13 protein-coding genes are annotated in these 15583 nt (G+C 63.9%); 7 read left to right on the top strand and 6 right to left on the bottom strand.

Going from position 1 to position 15583, the window contains the following annotated elements; translation table 11 throughout:
• Window positions 1–19: 19 nt before the first annotated feature.
• The 4 genes from KJP29_RS06765 to KJP29_RS06750 form a co-directional block, all read right to left on the bottom strand.
• Entirely contained in the window at window positions 20–409 is a 390-nt protein-coding gene (locus KJP29_RS06765; protein ID WP_218462799.1) for a GFA family protein, read from the bottom strand.
• Window positions 372–2873, bottom strand: a complete 2502-nt coding sequence (locus KJP29_RS06760; RefSeq protein ID WP_218462798.1) for an FAD-dependent oxidoreductase — start codon at window positions 2871–2873, stop codon at window positions 372–374. The genes KJP29_RS06765 and KJP29_RS06760 overlap by 38 nt, the downstream gene beginning before the upstream one ends.
• 114 nt (window positions 2874–2987) lie before the next feature.
• On the bottom strand, window positions 2988–3656 hold the full coding sequence (locus KJP29_RS06755) for a hypothetical protein (protein ID WP_218462797.1): 669 nt from the start codon (window positions 3654–3656) through the stop codon (window positions 2988–2990).
• Window positions 3657–3721: 65 nt separating this feature from the next.
• Window positions 3722–4708: a D-glycerate dehydrogenase gene (locus KJP29_RS06750; RefSeq protein ID WP_218462796.1), complete on the bottom strand. Its 987-nt coding sequence runs from the start codon at window positions 4706–4708 to the stop codon at window positions 3722–3724.
• 141 nt (window positions 4709–4849) lie between these two features.
• Between KJP29_RS06750 and KJP29_RS06745 the strand changes: the two genes are divergently transcribed.
• From KJP29_RS06745 to KJP29_RS06735, 3 genes are read left to right on the top strand one after another with little or no spacing between them, the layout of a single operon-like run.
• Complete coding sequence (locus tag KJP29_RS06745; protein WP_218462795.1) at window positions 4850–5359, top strand: SH3 domain-containing protein; 510 nt, start codon at window positions 4850–4852, stop codon at window positions 5357–5359.
• Window positions 5305–6351: a CDP-glycerol glycerophosphotransferase family protein gene (locus KJP29_RS06740; protein WP_218462794.1), complete on the top strand. Its 1047-nt coding sequence runs from the start codon at window positions 5305–5307 to the stop codon at window positions 6349–6351. Before KJP29_RS06745 ends, KJP29_RS06740 begins: the two co-directional genes overlap by 55 nt.
• 47 nt (window positions 6352–6398) lie before the next feature.
• Window positions 6399–7307, top strand: a complete 909-nt coding sequence (locus tag KJP29_RS06735; RefSeq protein ID WP_218462793.1) for a cation diffusion facilitator family transporter — start codon at window positions 6399–6401, stop codon at window positions 7305–7307.
• A 49-nt stretch (window positions 7308–7356) separates the two neighbouring features.
• On the opposite strand, the gene KJP29_RS06730 is transcribed toward KJP29_RS06735, so the two are convergent.
• Window positions 7357–8919, bottom strand: a complete 1563-nt coding sequence (locus KJP29_RS06730; RefSeq protein ID WP_218462792.1) for a 2-isopropylmalate synthase — start codon at window positions 8917–8919, stop codon at window positions 7357–7359.
• A 259-nt stretch (window positions 8920–9178) separates the two neighbouring features.
• On the opposite strand from KJP29_RS06730, the gene KJP29_RS06725 reads away from it, so the two are divergent.
• From KJP29_RS06725 to KJP29_RS06710, 4 genes are all read left to right on the top strand, one after another.
• On the top strand, window positions 9179–9847 hold the full coding sequence (locus KJP29_RS06725) for an SDR family NAD(P)-dependent oxidoreductase (protein WP_218462791.1): 669 nt from the start codon (window positions 9179–9181) through the stop codon (window positions 9845–9847).
• Entirely contained in the window at window positions 9841–11367 is a 1527-nt protein-coding gene (locus tag KJP29_RS06720; RefSeq protein ID WP_218462790.1) for a cryptochrome/photolyase family protein, read from the top strand. Before KJP29_RS06725 ends, KJP29_RS06720 begins: the two co-directional genes overlap by 7 nt.
• A gap of 119 nt (window positions 11368–11486) precedes the next feature.
• A complete protein-coding gene (locus KJP29_RS06715) occupies window positions 11487–12101 on the top strand; it encodes a TetR/AcrR family transcriptional regulator (RefSeq protein WP_218462789.1) in 615 nt (204 codons plus the stop codon).
• A 195-nt stretch (window positions 12102–12296) separates the two neighbouring features.
• Window positions 12297–13583: an NAD(P)/FAD-dependent oxidoreductase gene (locus KJP29_RS06710; RefSeq protein ID WP_218462788.1), complete on the top strand. Its 1287-nt coding sequence runs from the start codon at window positions 12297–12299 to the stop codon at window positions 13581–13583.
• A gap of 86 nt (window positions 13584–13669) precedes the next feature.
• Here the strand turns inward: KJP29_RS06710 and KJP29_RS06705 are convergent, their stop codons facing one another.
• Window positions 13670–15439: a 2-isopropylmalate synthase gene (locus KJP29_RS06705; RefSeq protein WP_218462787.1), complete on the bottom strand. Its 1770-nt coding sequence runs from the start codon at window positions 15437–15439 to the stop codon at window positions 13670–13672.
• Window positions 15440–15583 lie beyond the last annotated feature (144 nt).

Below are 15583 nucleotides of genomic sequence, written 5' to 3'. Positions count from 1 at the left end.
TCGAACCATCGTTTGCGTTTCAGTCGAGAAACGCCCATGTGTCCGCACCGTCGAAGTGGCGCACCCGGACGCCGTCGAGCGCTGCGGGATCGTCCGCCAGGGCCATGTTGAAGGCACGGTTCTCGTCGATCAGGGATTGCCAATGGGTGACGCAGCCGCAGGTCGGACAGTGGTGGAAGGCGAGCGATTTCTCGCCGCGCGCGTAGCCGACCGTCGTTCCTTCACCCGTTAGAAACTGGGCCTCGCAGGGCGGCGCATAGGCCCATCGCGCGTTCAGGCGACGACAGGCCGAGCAATTGCAGACCGTGAGCTTCGGGGGCCGCGTGATTTCAAACCGCACGGCCCCGCAGAGACAGGACGCCCCGATCCAGTCATCCGTCGATGCGGATTCTCGCGTTGGTCGGGTCATGCGGGCTGTCCTCGACGATTTCGCAATCCCAAAGCTCGCCCTGCATGCGCACCTTGAGCTTCTGGCCGACCGTGGCCAGCTCAGGCGCAACATAACCCATGCCGATGGATTTTCCGAAGACTTCCGAATAGCCACCCGACGTCAAGCGCCCGATCTTCTTGCCGTCGAGCAAGAGCGCCTCGCGGCCCCAGGGGTCGGCGTCCGACGGCCCGTCGATGAGCACGGTGACGCACATCGACCGGATGCCGGTGGCGACCATGGCGTCCTTGCCGTGGAAGTCCTTGTCCAGATCCACGAAGCGGTCGAGCCCGGCCTCCAGCGGAGTCGCGTCGCGGCCAAGCTCGGTGCCGAAGGCGCGGTAGGATTTCTCCTGCCGGAGCCAGTTCTGCGCCCGCGCACCCGCCGGTTTCAGACCGTATTTCTCGCCCGCCTTCATCAAGAGATCCCAGAGGTAATTCTGCATCTCGATCGGGTGGTGAAGTTCCCAGCCAAGCTCGCCGGTATAGGCCACGCGGATCGCCATGACCGGGCACATCTTCAATTCGATGTTGCGCATCGACAGCCACGGGAAACGCTTGTTGGATAGCGCCGTTTCCGGGTCGGCGTCCACGATCAGTTCCTTCAGGATGTCGCGGGCGTTGGGACCGGCAAGGGCGAAACAGCCATAGCGGGTGGTCACGTCCTCGCGGTTGATCCGGCCGAACTCGGGTTCCATGTCCTCGATCGCCTTGTAGAGATAATCCTCGTCATAGGCATGCAGACCCCCGGCGGACACAAGGTAATAGCTGTCCTCGGCCTCGCGCACGATGGTGTATTCGGTGCGCGTCGTGCCAGCGGAGGTGAGCGCATAGGTAAGGTTGATGCGCCCGACCTTCGGCAGTTTGTTCGTGGTGAACCAGTCGAGGAAGGCGGTCGCACCCGGCCCGGAAATCCGGTGCTTGGCAAAGGCGGTCGCATCCACGATGCCGCAGGTTTCGCGTATCGCTTTCGCTTCGGCCTGTGCATATTGCCACCACTCGCCGCGCCGGAAGGACCGCGCGTCGTGGTCGAAGTTCGACGGCGCATCCAGCGGGCCGTAGTAGTTCGGACGCTCGAAGCCGTTCACCACGCCGAATTGCGCGCCCAGCGCTTTCTGCCGGTCATAGGCGGGGCCGGTGCGTAGCGGACGGCAGGCTTCGCGCTCTTCGTCCGGGTGGTGCAGGATAAAGACGTGCTCGTAGCATTCTTCGTTCTTGCGCGCGGCGAACTCGGTGGTCATCCAGTCCTGCCCGTAGCGTTTCGGGTCGAGCGACGCCATGTCGATCTCGGCCTCGCCCTCGACCATCATCTGGGCGAGGTAATAGCCCGTGCCACCCGCGGCGGTGATCCCGAAGCTGAAACCTTCCGCCAGCCACATGTTGCGCAGGCCCGGCGCGGGACCGACAAGCGGGTTGCCGTCCGGCGTGTAGCAGATCGGGCCGTTGAAGTCGTCCTTCAGACCCACGGTCTCGGACGAGGGCAGACGGTGGATCATCGACATATATTCTTCTTCGATCCGCTCGAGATCGAGGGGGAAGAGGTCGGCACGGAAGCTGTCGGGCACGCCATGTTCGAACCGGGCGGGCGCACCGGCCTCGTATGGGCCGAGGATCCAGCCGCCGCGTTCCTCGCGGACATACCATTTCGCGTCGGCATCGCGCAGAACCGGGTGCTGCGGGTTTGTCTTGCGCCATTCGACCAGCGCGGGATCGGGCTCGGTCACGATGAACTGGTGCTCGACCGGGATCGCCGGGGTCTTGATCCCCAGAAGCTTCGCGGTGCGCTGCGCATGGTTGCCGGTCGCGGTCACAACGTGTTCGGCATGGATTTCAAAGCGCTCCTCGGTCGGCACGAGGTTGCCGCCCTTCTCGCCCATGACGACGCCCGAGACGATCCAGTGATCTCCCGCCCAGACATAGCTGTCGACCTGCTTCTTCCGTTCGATGGTCACGCCGCGCTGACGGGCGCCCTTGGCCATCGCCATGGTGACGTCGGCGGGGTTGATGTAGCCGTCGGTGGGGTGGAAGAGCGCGCCAATGAGGCCGTCGGTATTCACCAGCGGCCAGCGTTCGCCGATCTCTTTCGGCGTCAGGAATTCGTGCGGGATACCGACGGTCTCGGCGGTCGAGGAATAAAGCTGATACTCGTCCATCCGCGCCTGCGTCTGCGCCATGCGCAGGTTGCCGACGACAAAGAAGCCGGCGTCAAGCCCGGTTTCTTCTTCCAGGGACTTGTAGAACTTGACCGAGTAGTCGTGGATATGGGTCGTCGCGTAACCCATGTTGAACAGCGGCAAGAGCCCGGCCGCGTGCCATGTGGACCCCGACGTCAGTTCGTCGCGTTCAAGCAGCACAACATCGTCCCACCCGGCCTTGGCCAAGTGATAGGCGATCGAGGTCCCGACCGCGCCCCCACCGACAACCAGCGCCTTCACATGCGTTTTCATCCCGCGACTCCTTGGATTTCGTTAGGCGCACATTGCCGCACCTGCAAAACCGCGGGCAGGATGGCCCGACACTTCAAGTTGGAAAAACGACGCGCGGCCTGTCGCGCGGCGATTTCAGCGGTTCAGAGACGCTAGAAACCGGTCAACCGGGAGCACGGGACGCAGAATCGCGGCCAAGTCGTCCAGGACAGGATCGAGGGGGTCGAAGAGCGCGTAGCAGACGAAGTCTTCCACGATGGCCGCCTGCTGTTCGAACCCATAGGTCAGGAACTCCGGCCTCCCCTCGGTCGTGAAGAAATAAGGATCGCGTGATCTTATGCTCTCACCCCCCGACAGGAATGGCGTATAGCCTGTGGTCTCTCGGTTCTGCCATTGCCAGACATGGACCAGCTCATGCGCCATGAGGATCGACGAGGGGAACTTGGCCGTCTCGGGCAGGCCTTCAAAGGCATCGTGGGGATAGTATTTGAACGAAAAGAAGATGTTCGAATCGAGCACGAAAGCCGCGGGCCAGTTCCATTCCCGACGCGGCGAGGGACGACGCACGCACAGGTCGTCGGGTGCCTTCACGACAGGGGCAGGTTCGGACCCGGCGCTCACCGGTTCGGGTTTCGGCTTCATGGGCAGCGGGATCACGCCCAGACCCGCGGTCACGATCACCTCGGAGGTATCGAGCGTGTCGCCGAAGAGGTTCTTGGCGAAGACCTGTTCGTTGACGGTCAATGACCGCGCACAGCCGGAAACGGCAAGAACAAGTGACAGCAGAAGGAGAGGGACGCGCATCGCGGCTCCGTCATGAGGCGGCAGTCGGGCCAGACTATTCGATTTGGCGCCGGGGAAAACCCCGATCAGAGCATTCCGGGTACAACGAGGTCCGGTGGCCGGTGACCGTCGTCGAAGGTCTTGATGTTGATGATGACCTTCTCGCCCATTTCGATCCGCCCCTCGACGGTGGCCGACCCCATATGCGGCAGGAGCACCACGTTCTCGAGTTCGCGCAGGCGCGGGTTCACGTCGGAGCCGTTCTCGAAGACGTCGAGCCCCGCACCGGCCAGTTCCCCGGCCCGGAGCATCCGCGTCAGCGCGTTCTCGTCGATGACCTCACCGCGCGAGGTGTTGATGATGACCGCCTCGGGCTTCATGAGTTTCAGTCGCCGCGCGTTCATCAGGTGGAAGGTCGAAGGCGTGTGCGGCGCGTTGATCGACAGCACGTCCATCCGGCTCACCATCTGGTCCAGGCTTTCCCAATAGGTCGCCGACAACTCGGCCTCGGTGTCGGGATGGAGCCGTTTGCGGCTGTGGTAGTGAACCTGCATGCCAAAGACATTGGCCCGCCGCGCCACCGCCTGGCCGATCCGGCCCATGCCCAGAACGCCAAGCCGCTTGCCCGCGATCCGTGACCCCAGCATGTTCGACGGCGACCAGCCGGTCCATTCGCCGGCGGCCATCTGACGGATGCCTTCGGGCAGTTTGCGCGCGACCGCGATGATCAGGGCGATCGCCATGTCGGCGGTATCGTCCGCACTCACACCCGGCGTATTCGACACAAGGATCCCGCGCTGGCGCGCGGTCCCGATGTCGATGTGGTCGACGCCCGCGCCATAGTTCGCGATCAGCTTCAGCCGGTCGCCCGCCCCCGCCAGCATCGCTTGGTCGATGGTGTCCGTCAAAGTCGGCACGAGCACGTCGCAACGCTTCATCGCATCCGAGAGGGCCTCGCGGGTCATGGGAACGTCGGTTTCGTTGAACTCGACATCGAAGAGGTCCCGCATCCGCGCCTCGACCGCCTCCGGCAACCGTCGCGTTACGACAACACTCAACCGATTCTGAGCCATCAAATGCCTCCCGTGGCTTTCTTTTTCGGCGCGTCGCCTTCATCGTGTCAGGGAACGCAAAAGGGCACAAGCCCGAGCAGGCGGCAAGCGCGAAACAATATTGCGCAGCCAAAAACAAAACGCGTTCACGGGCAGAGTAGTATGACGAAGATAGGCGCAGTTCTCGCGTTCATTGGCGTTGTCGCAGGGATTCTCGTTTCTGCGGCCGAAGCGCATGCGGCCGAGCGGGGTCCGGTGACGAACCTGCCCATGCCGCGTTACGTGTCGCTCAAGACCAGTGAAGCGAACGTCCGGCGGGGGCCTTCCCTGACGCATCGGATCGACTGGGTGTTCACGCGCCGGGGCATGCCGCTCGTCGTGACGGGCGAGTTCGGTCATTGGCGCCGAGTGCAGGACCGCGACGGAGTCGGCGGCTGGATTCACTATTCGCTGGTGTCAGGCGCCCGCACGGGGATCGTCGACGACGATCTCGCGCCGGTCCTCGCCCGGGCCGCGTCCGACGCGCAGGTGAAAGCACGACTGGAGGTCGGCGTGATCGTCGCCTTCGACAAATGCGGACCTGAATGGTGCCGCGTCAAGGCCGGGGGATACAAAGGATGGATGGAGAAGACCGCACTCTGGGGCGTTGGACCGGACGAAACCTTCGAGTAACCCTCGAGGAAATCGCCTCTCCCGTCGCCGCCCGAATGCTCGCCCGGCAGGGGCAGCGCATGTTGGTCATCCATGCCGAAGGCCCGCTCGTCGGGTCGGTTCTGAGCGGCAACGACGGCTTCTTTCCGAAACTCGCGCAACGCGCCCTGCGAGACGGGATCCAGACCCGCGTCGTGCGGGCCGGGACCCGCCAGGCCGAGATGATGGCGGACCCGGCCTACGGCCATGTCCACCTGAATTTCGGATTGAAGCCCGGCTATGCCCCCAACTCACTTCACGTCGGGCCGGGGCCGATCTCGGGCTTTTGGTATCTGGATGAGGTGGGCACCGACTGGCATTCCTCGATCCGCTTCATGCCCTTCGCGCCCGAACGCATCCTGCGCGACGAGGCCGAGTATTTCTTCCACGGCGTCACCGGATGGATGCTCGACCACAACGTCTCGATCCTGAAGCAGCCCGACCGGGTCCAGCTCGAACCCGCGCGCGCGACGATCTTCTGTCAGGAGATCGAACAGGATGCGGAACGGTCGCATTTCCTCAACACCGAACAGATCATCCGCACGGTCGCCGAGCATGACCGTAACCGCGTCATCTACGTCAAACCCCACCCCGCCCAGTCCAAGCCGATGCGGCGTGACATCATGACCGTGGCGCAGGACTATCCCAACCTGCGGGTGACGGATGCCTCGGTCCACGACCTGGCCGCCGCCGCCGATGTCGTGATCACCCAGAACTCCGGCGCCGGGTTCGAGGCGCTGATGCAGAAGAAGCCCGTCATCACCTGCGCCAAGTCCGACTACTGGCACGCGACCCTCACCGCGCGCAGTTGCGGGGACCTGCGCGAAGCCATGGACTTCGCGCCCGAGGCGATGGCCGACTTCCCCTATGAGAAGTATTTCTTCTGGTATCTGCACCGCAATCTGCTGGAAGAAGCCAAGGACAATTTCGCCGAACGCGCCTGGGCGAAAATCTCGGACAAAGCCTTTATCTGACTCCCGATCCGTCCTAGGGAATACGCCACGAAATACGGGGCGCGACCATGGCTAACGCGACGACACGCATGAACCTTTCGGCGGGCATCGCTTCCTCCGTTGTCGCGCTCACACTGGTGGCCCTGAAGCTCTGGGCGCTTGGCGGCACCAATGCGCTCTCCGTCGCCGCCTCGCTCGCCGACAGCGCCATGGACCTCATGGTGTCGCTGGGCGGTCTGGCCGCGATCGTTTATGCCGCCCGCCCCGCCGACGAAGACCACGCCTTCGGTCACTCGAGCGCCGAAGACCTCGCCGCGCTTGGTCAGTCCCTTTTCATCCTCGTCGCGGCCGGGATCATCGGCTGGGCCTCGATCGAACGACTTCTGTCGGACGACCCTGTCGCGCTCGCCCAACAGGGTCGCGGGATGGCCGTCATGGGTATCTCGATCGTCCTGACCCTTGGGCTGGTCTCGTGGCAGCGCTACGTCGCGCGAAAGACGGGCAACAAGGTCGTTGCGGCGGACAGCCTCCATTACCTCGGCGACCTTCTTCCCAATCTGGGCGCGATCCTGTCGCTCTGGGCCTCGGCCGCCTTCGGACTTGCCTCGATCGACAGCATCGTTGCCATCGGGGCCGCGATCCTTCTGGCGGTGGGTGCGGTCCGGATCTTCAAGGGCGCCTTCGATGCGCTGATGGACCGGACCACCGACCCGGAACTTGTGGAAAAGATCAGCGCACTCGTGGCCGACTTTCCCGGCGTCTACGGGCACCACGACCTCAAGACGCGCAGCGCAGGCTCCGTGACCTTCGTCAACCTGCACATCGAACTGGACGGCAGCCAGTCGCTCGACGAAGCGCATGCCATCGGGGCCGCGCTCCGGCGCAAGATCCTGACCACCTTTCCGGGAACCGACGTGCTCATCCACAAGGACCCGGTCGGGGTGGAACCGCACCCCGACGACCCCTCTCGCCAATGAAAAAACGCCCCTCCGAAGAGGGGCGTTCGTGACAACAGCACGTAACCCGTCAGCTCGCGTCGGTGTAGCGTACTTCCGGTGTCGACTTGGTCAGACGCACCTGCAGCCGGTTGAGCGCGGTGACATAGGCCTTCACGCTCGCCACCACCGTATCGGTATCCGCCGATTGCCCGGTCGAAATCCGCCCGTCCTCGGCCAGACGCACCGACACCGTTGCCTGCGCATCGGTGCCTTCGGTCACGGCCGAGACCTGGTAGAGCTCCAGCCGCGCCTTGGTCGGAAACAGCGCCTTCACCGCGTTGAAGGCCGCGTCGACAGGACCGTCGCCGGTCGTCTCGACGCTGTGCTCTGTGCCGTCGATGTCGAGCGTCATCTCGGCGCTTTGCGGGCCTTCGGTGCCACAGACGACGCGGAGTTTCTTGAGCTTGATCCGCTCGTTCACCTTGTCGCCCGCCGTGTCGGTCATGAGCGCGATGATGTCGTCGTCGTAGACCTCTTTCTTGCGGTCGGCCAAGGCCTTGAAGCGCACGAACATGTCCTTGAGCTGGTTGTCCCCGACCTCATAGCCCAGGTTTTTCAGCTTGTCCTTCAGCGCGGCTCGGCCCGAGTGTTTGCCCAGGGGCAGCGAGGACGAAGCGAGGCCGATGTGCTCGGGGCGCATGATCTCGAAGGTCTCGGCGTTCTTGAGCATGCCGTCCTGATGGATGCCGCTTTCATGGGCGAAAGCATTCTTGCCGACGATGGCCTTGTTGAACTGGACCGGGAACCCCGAGACCTGAGACACCCGGCGCGAGATGTTCATGATCCGACGCGTGTCGATCTGCGTCTCATAGGGCATGATGTCGTTGCGCACGCGCAGCGCCATCACGATTTCTTCCAGCGCGGCGTTTCCTGCACGCTCGCCAAGCCCGTTGATCGTGCACTCGACCTGACGCGCACCTGCCTCGACAGCGGCGAGGCTGTTGGCGGTCGCCAGGCCGAGGTCGTTGTGGCAATGGGTCGAGAACACCACACTGTCGCCGCCCGGCACCTTTTCGATCAGCATCCGGATCAGATCGGCGCTTTCGCGCGGGGCAGTATAGCCCACGGTGTCGGGAATGTTGATCGTCGTCGCCCCGGCCTTGATCGCGATCTCCACGACCCGGCAGAGGTAATCATGTTCGGTCCGCGTCGCATCCATCGCCGACCACTGCACGTTGTCGCAGAGGTTGCGGGCATGGGTCACCGTCTCGTGGATCAGGTCAGCCATCTGATCCATCGTCAGGTTCGGAATGGCGCGGTGCAGCGGCGAGGTGCCAATGAAGGTGTGGATACGGGGCTTCGCGGCATGGCTCACGGCTTCCCAGCAACGGTCGATGTCGGTCTTGTTGGCCCGCGCCAACCCGCAGATCACCGAGTTCTTCGAGCGGACGGCGATTTCCTTCACCGCCTCGAAGTCGCCTTCCGACGCGATGGGAAAACCCGCCTCGATGATGTCCACGCCCATGTCGTCGAGCATCTCGGCGATCTCGAGCTTTTCCTCGTGGGACATGGTCGCGCCGGGCGACTGTTCGCCGTCACGCAGGGTAGTGTCGAATATCAGGACGCGGTCCTGTTTGGTCGTATCGGTCATGAAAAGTCTCTTTTTCTCAGTCTCAGCCTGGGGTTCGCTGGCGCGGACACATACCCCTGAGCGCTCGCGCCGACGGCACGCTCAGAGGCGGCTAAGAAGAAGCAGGACGGCAAGGATCGCCGGATGCCGGGTGGCACCGTTCTGGATCGCATTATGAGCCGTCGTTGTCATGGCAGCGATTTATACGCGAGATGCCGTGAATGAAAAGCCTAATCTTCAGGCGACTGAACCGGGGTATGGGCGCAGGCGTATAGGCCAGATGAAGAAAAAGGCTCTCATTCTCGGCGCTTCTGGCGGGATCGGATCGGCGATCACCCGACGACTGGAGGCGGCCGGCTGGTCCGTCACGGGCCTGTCGCGGAGCGCGGATGGCTTCGACTATGCCGATCCCGACCGGGTCGATACGCTCCTGTCCGACATCGACACGACCTTCGATATGATCTTCATCGCGACCGGCGCATTGGAGATCGACGGGACCGGGCCAGAAAAGGCGCTCAGGCAACTGGACGCCGATGCGATGGCCGCGCAATTCCGGGTCAATACCATCGGCCCGGCGATGATCCTGCGGCACGCGGCGCGGCTCCTGCCCCGCGACCGGGAGGCCCGACTGGCGGCCCTGTCTGCCCGGGTCGGGTCGATCGGGGACAATGCGCTCGGGGGCTGGTATGGCTACCGCGCCGCGAAGGCCGCGCTCAACCAGATCGTGCACACCGCTTCCATCGAACTTGCCCGCACCCATCCGCAGGCCGTCTGCGTCGCGCTCCATCCCGGCACCGTCGCGACGCCCCTGACAGAGGTGCACGGACGCGGCCACGACAAGCACTCACCGGACGAGGCCGCAAGGCATCTTATGGGCGTGCTGGACCGGCTGACGCCCGCGGACAGTGGCCACCTCTTCGACTGGCGCGGCGACCCGATCCCATGGTGAGGCTAGTGCTGGTTCTGGGCGACCAGCTCTCGCCGGAACTCTCTGCGCTGGCCGAGGCCGACCGTGACCGGGACGTCGTGGTCATGGCCGAGGTGCGCGGCGAGGCGGGCACGCCCAAGCATCATCCCAAGAAGATCGCGCTCATCTTCGCCGCGATGCGCAAATTCGCCGCCCGCCTTCAAGACGAAGGCTGGACGGTCGATTATGCCCGCCTTGAAGATCCGGCGAACGCCCAGAACATTTCGGGCGAGCTTCTGCGCCGTGCCGAGGCGCGTGGCGCGAAGGAAGTGCTGGCGACTACGCCGGGGGACTGGCGGCTGATCGAGATGCTGGACGATCATCCGCTCAGGGTGACGCGTCTGCCCGATACCCGGTTCATCGCGACCGAAGCAGAGTTCCGGACCTGGGCGAAGGACCGCAAGTCGCTGCGCATGGAGTGGTTCTACCGCGAGATGCGGCGCAAGACCGGGATTCTCATGGACGGCGATACCCCGGCGGGTGGTCAGTGGAATTTCGACAAGGAGAACCGAAAGCCACCGCGCGACGATCTGTTTCGCCCGGAACCGCCCGTCTTTGCCCCCGACCCGATCACCGAAGCGGTGCTCGATCTTGTCGAGGCCAACTTCAGCGACCATTTCGGCGATCTCCGGCCTTTCGGCTTTCCCACTACCCACGAGGACGCCGAGCGCGCCGCGCGGGATTTCATCGACAACCGGCTGGAGCAATTCGGGACCTATCAGGACGCGATGCTCACCGGGGCCGACTTCCTTTATCACTCGGTCCTCTCTCCGGCGCTCAACATCGGTCTGCTCGATCCGCTCGCGCTCTGCAAAATGGCAGAGGAAGCCTATCGCGCCGGCCGCGTTCCGATCAATTCGGCCGAGGGCTTCATCCGCCAGATCCTGGGCTGGCGCGAATACGTGCGCGGGATCTGGGCGCTGGACGGTCCAGGTTACATGGAGCGCAACGTGCTGCGCCATGACCGCGCACTTCCGTGGCTCTACTGGGGCGGCGAGACGCGCATGGCCTGCATGGCCGACGTGGTGCGGGCGACGCGGGAAAACGCCTATGCCCACCATATCCAGCGCCTCATGATCACAGGGAATTTCGCACTCATCGCAGGGCTCGATCCGGCGCAGGTGCAGGACTGGTATCTTCGGGTCTATGCCGATGCCTTCGAATGGGTCGAAGCGCCCAATGTGGTCGGCATGAGCCTGTTCGCCGATGGCGGGATGCTCGCCTCCAAACCTTATGCGTCCTCTGGAAGCTACATCGACCGCATGTCGGATTACTGTGGCACCTGCCCCTATGACGTGAAGCGGCGGACCGGCGATGACGCCTGTCCCTTCAACTCGCTCTACTGGGCGTTTCTCCACCGGCACGCGGATCGATTCTCATCCAACCCAAGGATGAGTCCCATCATGGCGACATGGCGCAGGATGTCGGCCTCCGACCGGGAGGATATCCTGTACTCAGCCCAGACATTCCTAGAAAAGCTCGATCGGGGCGAACCAGTTTAACAAAGTATTTCATATACTTCTATGTTTTTCGGCTGATTTCAGCCAGCTTGCAATAACTTGCATTTGCGGCTCGTATTTTAGGAGTGGCTGCTGTATCTTCTGGTTGTATCGACCGTTCCATGACACAGAAAGGACCCCCCGTGGAAAAGCAGCGCAAACGCAAGAGCGCGGCAGACCGGAGGGCGGAGATCGTAGACACAGTCATCGAACTTTCCGCCGCCCTGGGACCTGACCGCGTCACCACTCAGCACCTCGCGGATGCCGTCGGCGTGACGCAGCCGGCTATCTTCCGGCACTTCGCCACCAAGACCGAAATCTGGGAAGCGGTCGGCGCCCGCATCGTGAACCAGATCGAGACGGTCGCCATCGACGTGGCCGACTGCGACGAACCCGTGTCGACCTACATCCGCGAATTGACTGCGCTTGTGCGCAGCTACCCTGCCCTGCCCAGCATCGTCACCTCGCGGGAGTTGCAGGCCGAAAGCGAAGGGCTTCGCAAGGCCATCGTTGCCGCGCTCGACGCCTGCGGCACCCAGATCGCCCGGCTGATCTCCAAGGGTCAGAACAACGGGACCTATCGCAACGACCTCGAGGCTGCGGCCATCGCGCGTCTTGTAACCTCGTCCTGCATGGGGCTCTGCACGGCATGGGTCGTGGCCGACCATGACTTCGACCTGATGGAGCGCGGGAGCGAACTCGCATCCACGCTCGAAACCACGCTGGCGCCCTGCTGACCGGGTGCTACGGCCATAATTGAACGTCCAAGGGGCGGACTGACTGCAATCATCCGCCCAAACAAATTCCTACATTTGAATTTGATCTTCCGTTTCGGCGCATCCCGCTGTATACCGTCCTTGCGAACTGGACAGAATGGTTCAATCCGGTCGTGATCGGGCGGCACCCTGTCGGGGGCCGGAGGGAGGAACGTCATGGCACATATCGTCGTGCTCGGGGGAGGTCTGGGGGGAACGATCCAGGCCTATGAGCTCAAGGAAACCTTGAACAAGAGCGACAAGATCACGCTCGTATCCAACAAGCCCTACTTTCAGTTCACACCTTCGAATCCCTGGGCGGGCGTCGGCTGGCGCAACAAGAAGGAGCTGACGGTCGATCTGGCTCCGGTCATGAAGCGGCGCGGGATCGAGTTCATCTGCGACGGCGCGGCCAAGCTCCTGCCCGAGGACAACAAGATCCAGCTCGAAAGCGGTGCCGAGCTGTCCTACGATTATCTCATCATCGCGACCGGGCCGGAGCTTGCCTTCGACGAGATCGAGGGCTTCGGTCCCGAAGCGCATACGAATTCTGTCTGCACCATCGAGCACGCCGAGAAATCCGGCGGCAAGGGCGGCACATGGGAGGCCTTCTGCCAGAACCCCGGCCCCATCGTCGTGGGCGCCGTGCAGGGGGCGAGCTGCTTCGGCCCGGCCTATGAGTATCTTCTCACCCTCGACACCGACCTGCGCCGGCGCAAGATCAAGCACAAGGTCCCGATGACCTTCGTGACGTCCGAGCCTTATGTGGGGCACCTGGGACTTGGCGGCGTGGGCGACACGAAAGGGATGCTGGAAAGCGCGCTGCGTGACCGGGACATCAAGTGGATCACCAATGCCCGCACCGACAGGTTCACGGCGGAAGCGGTCCATGTAACCGAGTTCAACGAAGACGGGACCGAAAAGAAAACCCACGAGGTCCCTGCCAAGTACAAGATGATGCTGCCCGCCTTCCGAGGCATACCGGCGGTGCGCGGGATCGAAGGGCTCGTCAATCCGCGCGGCTTCATCATCGTGGACGAATACCAGCGCAATCCGAAATACCGCAACATCTTCGGGATCGGCGTGGCCATCGCCATTGCCCCGCCCGTGGCGACACCGGTGCCGACCGGAGTGCCCAAGACCGGCTTCATGATCGAAAGCATGGTGACGGCGACGGCGCATAACCTGCCGCGCGTCCTGCGCGGCGAAGAGCCCAACAACCTGCCGTCGTGGAACGCGCTCTGCCTTGCCGACTTCGGCGACCGGGGTGCGGCCTTCCTCGCCATGCCGCAGAACCCGCCGCGCAACGTGAATTGGACCTCGGAAGGGCGCTGGGTGCATTGGGCCAAGCTCGCGTTCGAATGGTATTTCATCCGCAAGGTGAAAAAAGGCGTGAGCGAGCCGTGGTATGAAAAGACGATGATGAAGATCCTGAAGATCAACAAGATCGAGGGCGGTCACTGACCCCCGGCGGGGCGCCCCGCCATCCGTGACATGTGAAAGGGCCGCCCGGTGGGACGGCCCTTTTTTCCGATCAGCGCGGTCGCGTGTCAGTAAAGCCCGGAGCTGCCCAAGGTGCCGCCGGATGCCGATGGGGCCGGGAACGAGGGCTCCGGTGCAGGCGCCGGTGCGGGCGCCGGGACCGGCTGCGGCACCGGTTCGGGTTCCGGCTCCGGTTCCGGGGCAGGCTCGGGTGCAGGCGCAGGGGCAGGTGCGGGTTCCGGCGTCGGCGCGGGGGCCGGGGCCGGCTCCGGTTCAGAGACGGGCTCGGCCTCTGCTTGCGGCGCAGGTTCTTCGGCCGCGGGCTCCTCGGCTTCGGTGGTCTCGGGCTCGGGCTCTGCCGCGGCCGCGTCCGCCACCGGAACCGGGACCGGTTCTGCGGCAGGGTCGGTCACGTCGGCAGTCATCGGCGCCGGTGTGCCACCCTCGTACATCGACGACAGGATGCCGTTGACCCACTCGCCCGACTGCTGCTCGCCCGAGGCATAGACCACGGTCCCCTGCCCCTGCCGCAGGTCATTGGCGAAGCCGCCTTCGTAGACGTCGCCGTTCGGATAGGTGGCCTTGCCGGTGCCGTCCTTCAGCCCGGCCTTCCACTCGCCCTCATAGATGAACCCATCCGTCAGCGTCAGCGTCCCGGTGCCATCATAGCGCCCCGCAGCCCAGCCGCCGGTATAGGTCGAACCGTCGGCATAGGTTTCGCTCCCCTGACCGTCGCGTTTGCCGGACTTCCAGTTGCCTTTGTAGCCATGCCCCTCGGGATAGGTCAGCGTGCCTTCGCCTTCGAAGAGCGCCGAGGCGAAGCCGCCTTCATAGGTCGCGCCGGTCGGATAGGTCGCCCGACCCGTGCCCTCGATCACCCCGTCGCGCCAGCCGCCCACATAGGTGCCGCCATCGGGATAGGTGATGGTGCCCTGCCCGTCGGGAAGCCCGGCGCGAAAGGTGCCCTGATAGACCGATCCGTCGGGATAGGTGACGGTTCCTTCGCCCTCGATCTGGCCGTCTACCCAGTTCCCGTCATAGCTGTAGCCGTCGGTGCCCGTGAACACGCCCGCACCCGAGCGGTGATCGGCCGCGAAATTACCGGTGTAGCTGTCGCCATTGGCATAGGTGACCGTGCCCTCGCCCGACCGCGCCCCTTCGACGAAGGCTCCGGTATAGACGTCGCCATTGGCCTGCGTGAGTGTGCCCTGACCGTGCATCTGCCCGTTGGCCCATTCCCCTTCGTAGCGCATGCCGTCCGCGCCCTCGAAGGTGCCCGTGCCGGACCGCTGGTCGCCCACGAAACCGCCCTCGTAGGTCGAGCCGTCAGGATAGCTCTCGCGGCCCTGGCCGTCTTTCTTTCCCATGTTCCAGTCGCCGGTGTAGGTGAGCCCCGAGGGGCTGACCATCGTGCCGCGTCCATGGTGGAGCGCCTCGCGCAAGCCGCCTTCGTAGGTCACGCCATTGGCGTAGCTCGCCATGCCGTCGCCGGTGATCTTGCCGTCGATCCAGTCACCTTCGAAACTCGATCCGTCCGCGAAGGTGATCTTGCCGAACCCATGCGGCTTGCCGGCCGCAAAGTTGCCTTCATAGACCGATCCATTCGGGAACCGCGCCACGCCCTCGCCCCGGATTTCGCCTTCGACGAAGGTGCCGGAGTATTCATAGCCGGTCGGCGTGCGCAGGGTGCCCGACCCATGCGGCTGCCCGTCCTTGAAGGTGCCTTCATAGACGCGTCCGTCGTCGTATTGCATCGTCTCGACCTGCGCGACGGCCCCGCCCGCCACCAACGCGAGCGTGGCAGCAAGGGGAAGAATGTGACGGAAACGGCTTCTCATGTGCATCCTTGGGGATTTCCTCGGGTCTACCGGGTGGCGCGGGCTATCCGGACGTATTGCGCGGAAACCTAAAGTCCCCGGCGAAGGGAGACAATTGTTTTTCCATGACAATCGCGGCACTCGGCTTTTCTGCGCTCGCAAAGG

The organism is Maritimibacter sp. DP1N21-5 (genome assembly GCF_019218295.1).
GTDB lineage: Bacteria > Pseudomonadota > Alphaproteobacteria > Rhodobacterales > Rhodobacteraceae > Maritimibacter.
This window is presented reverse-complemented; position numbering and strand designations above follow the sequence as displayed.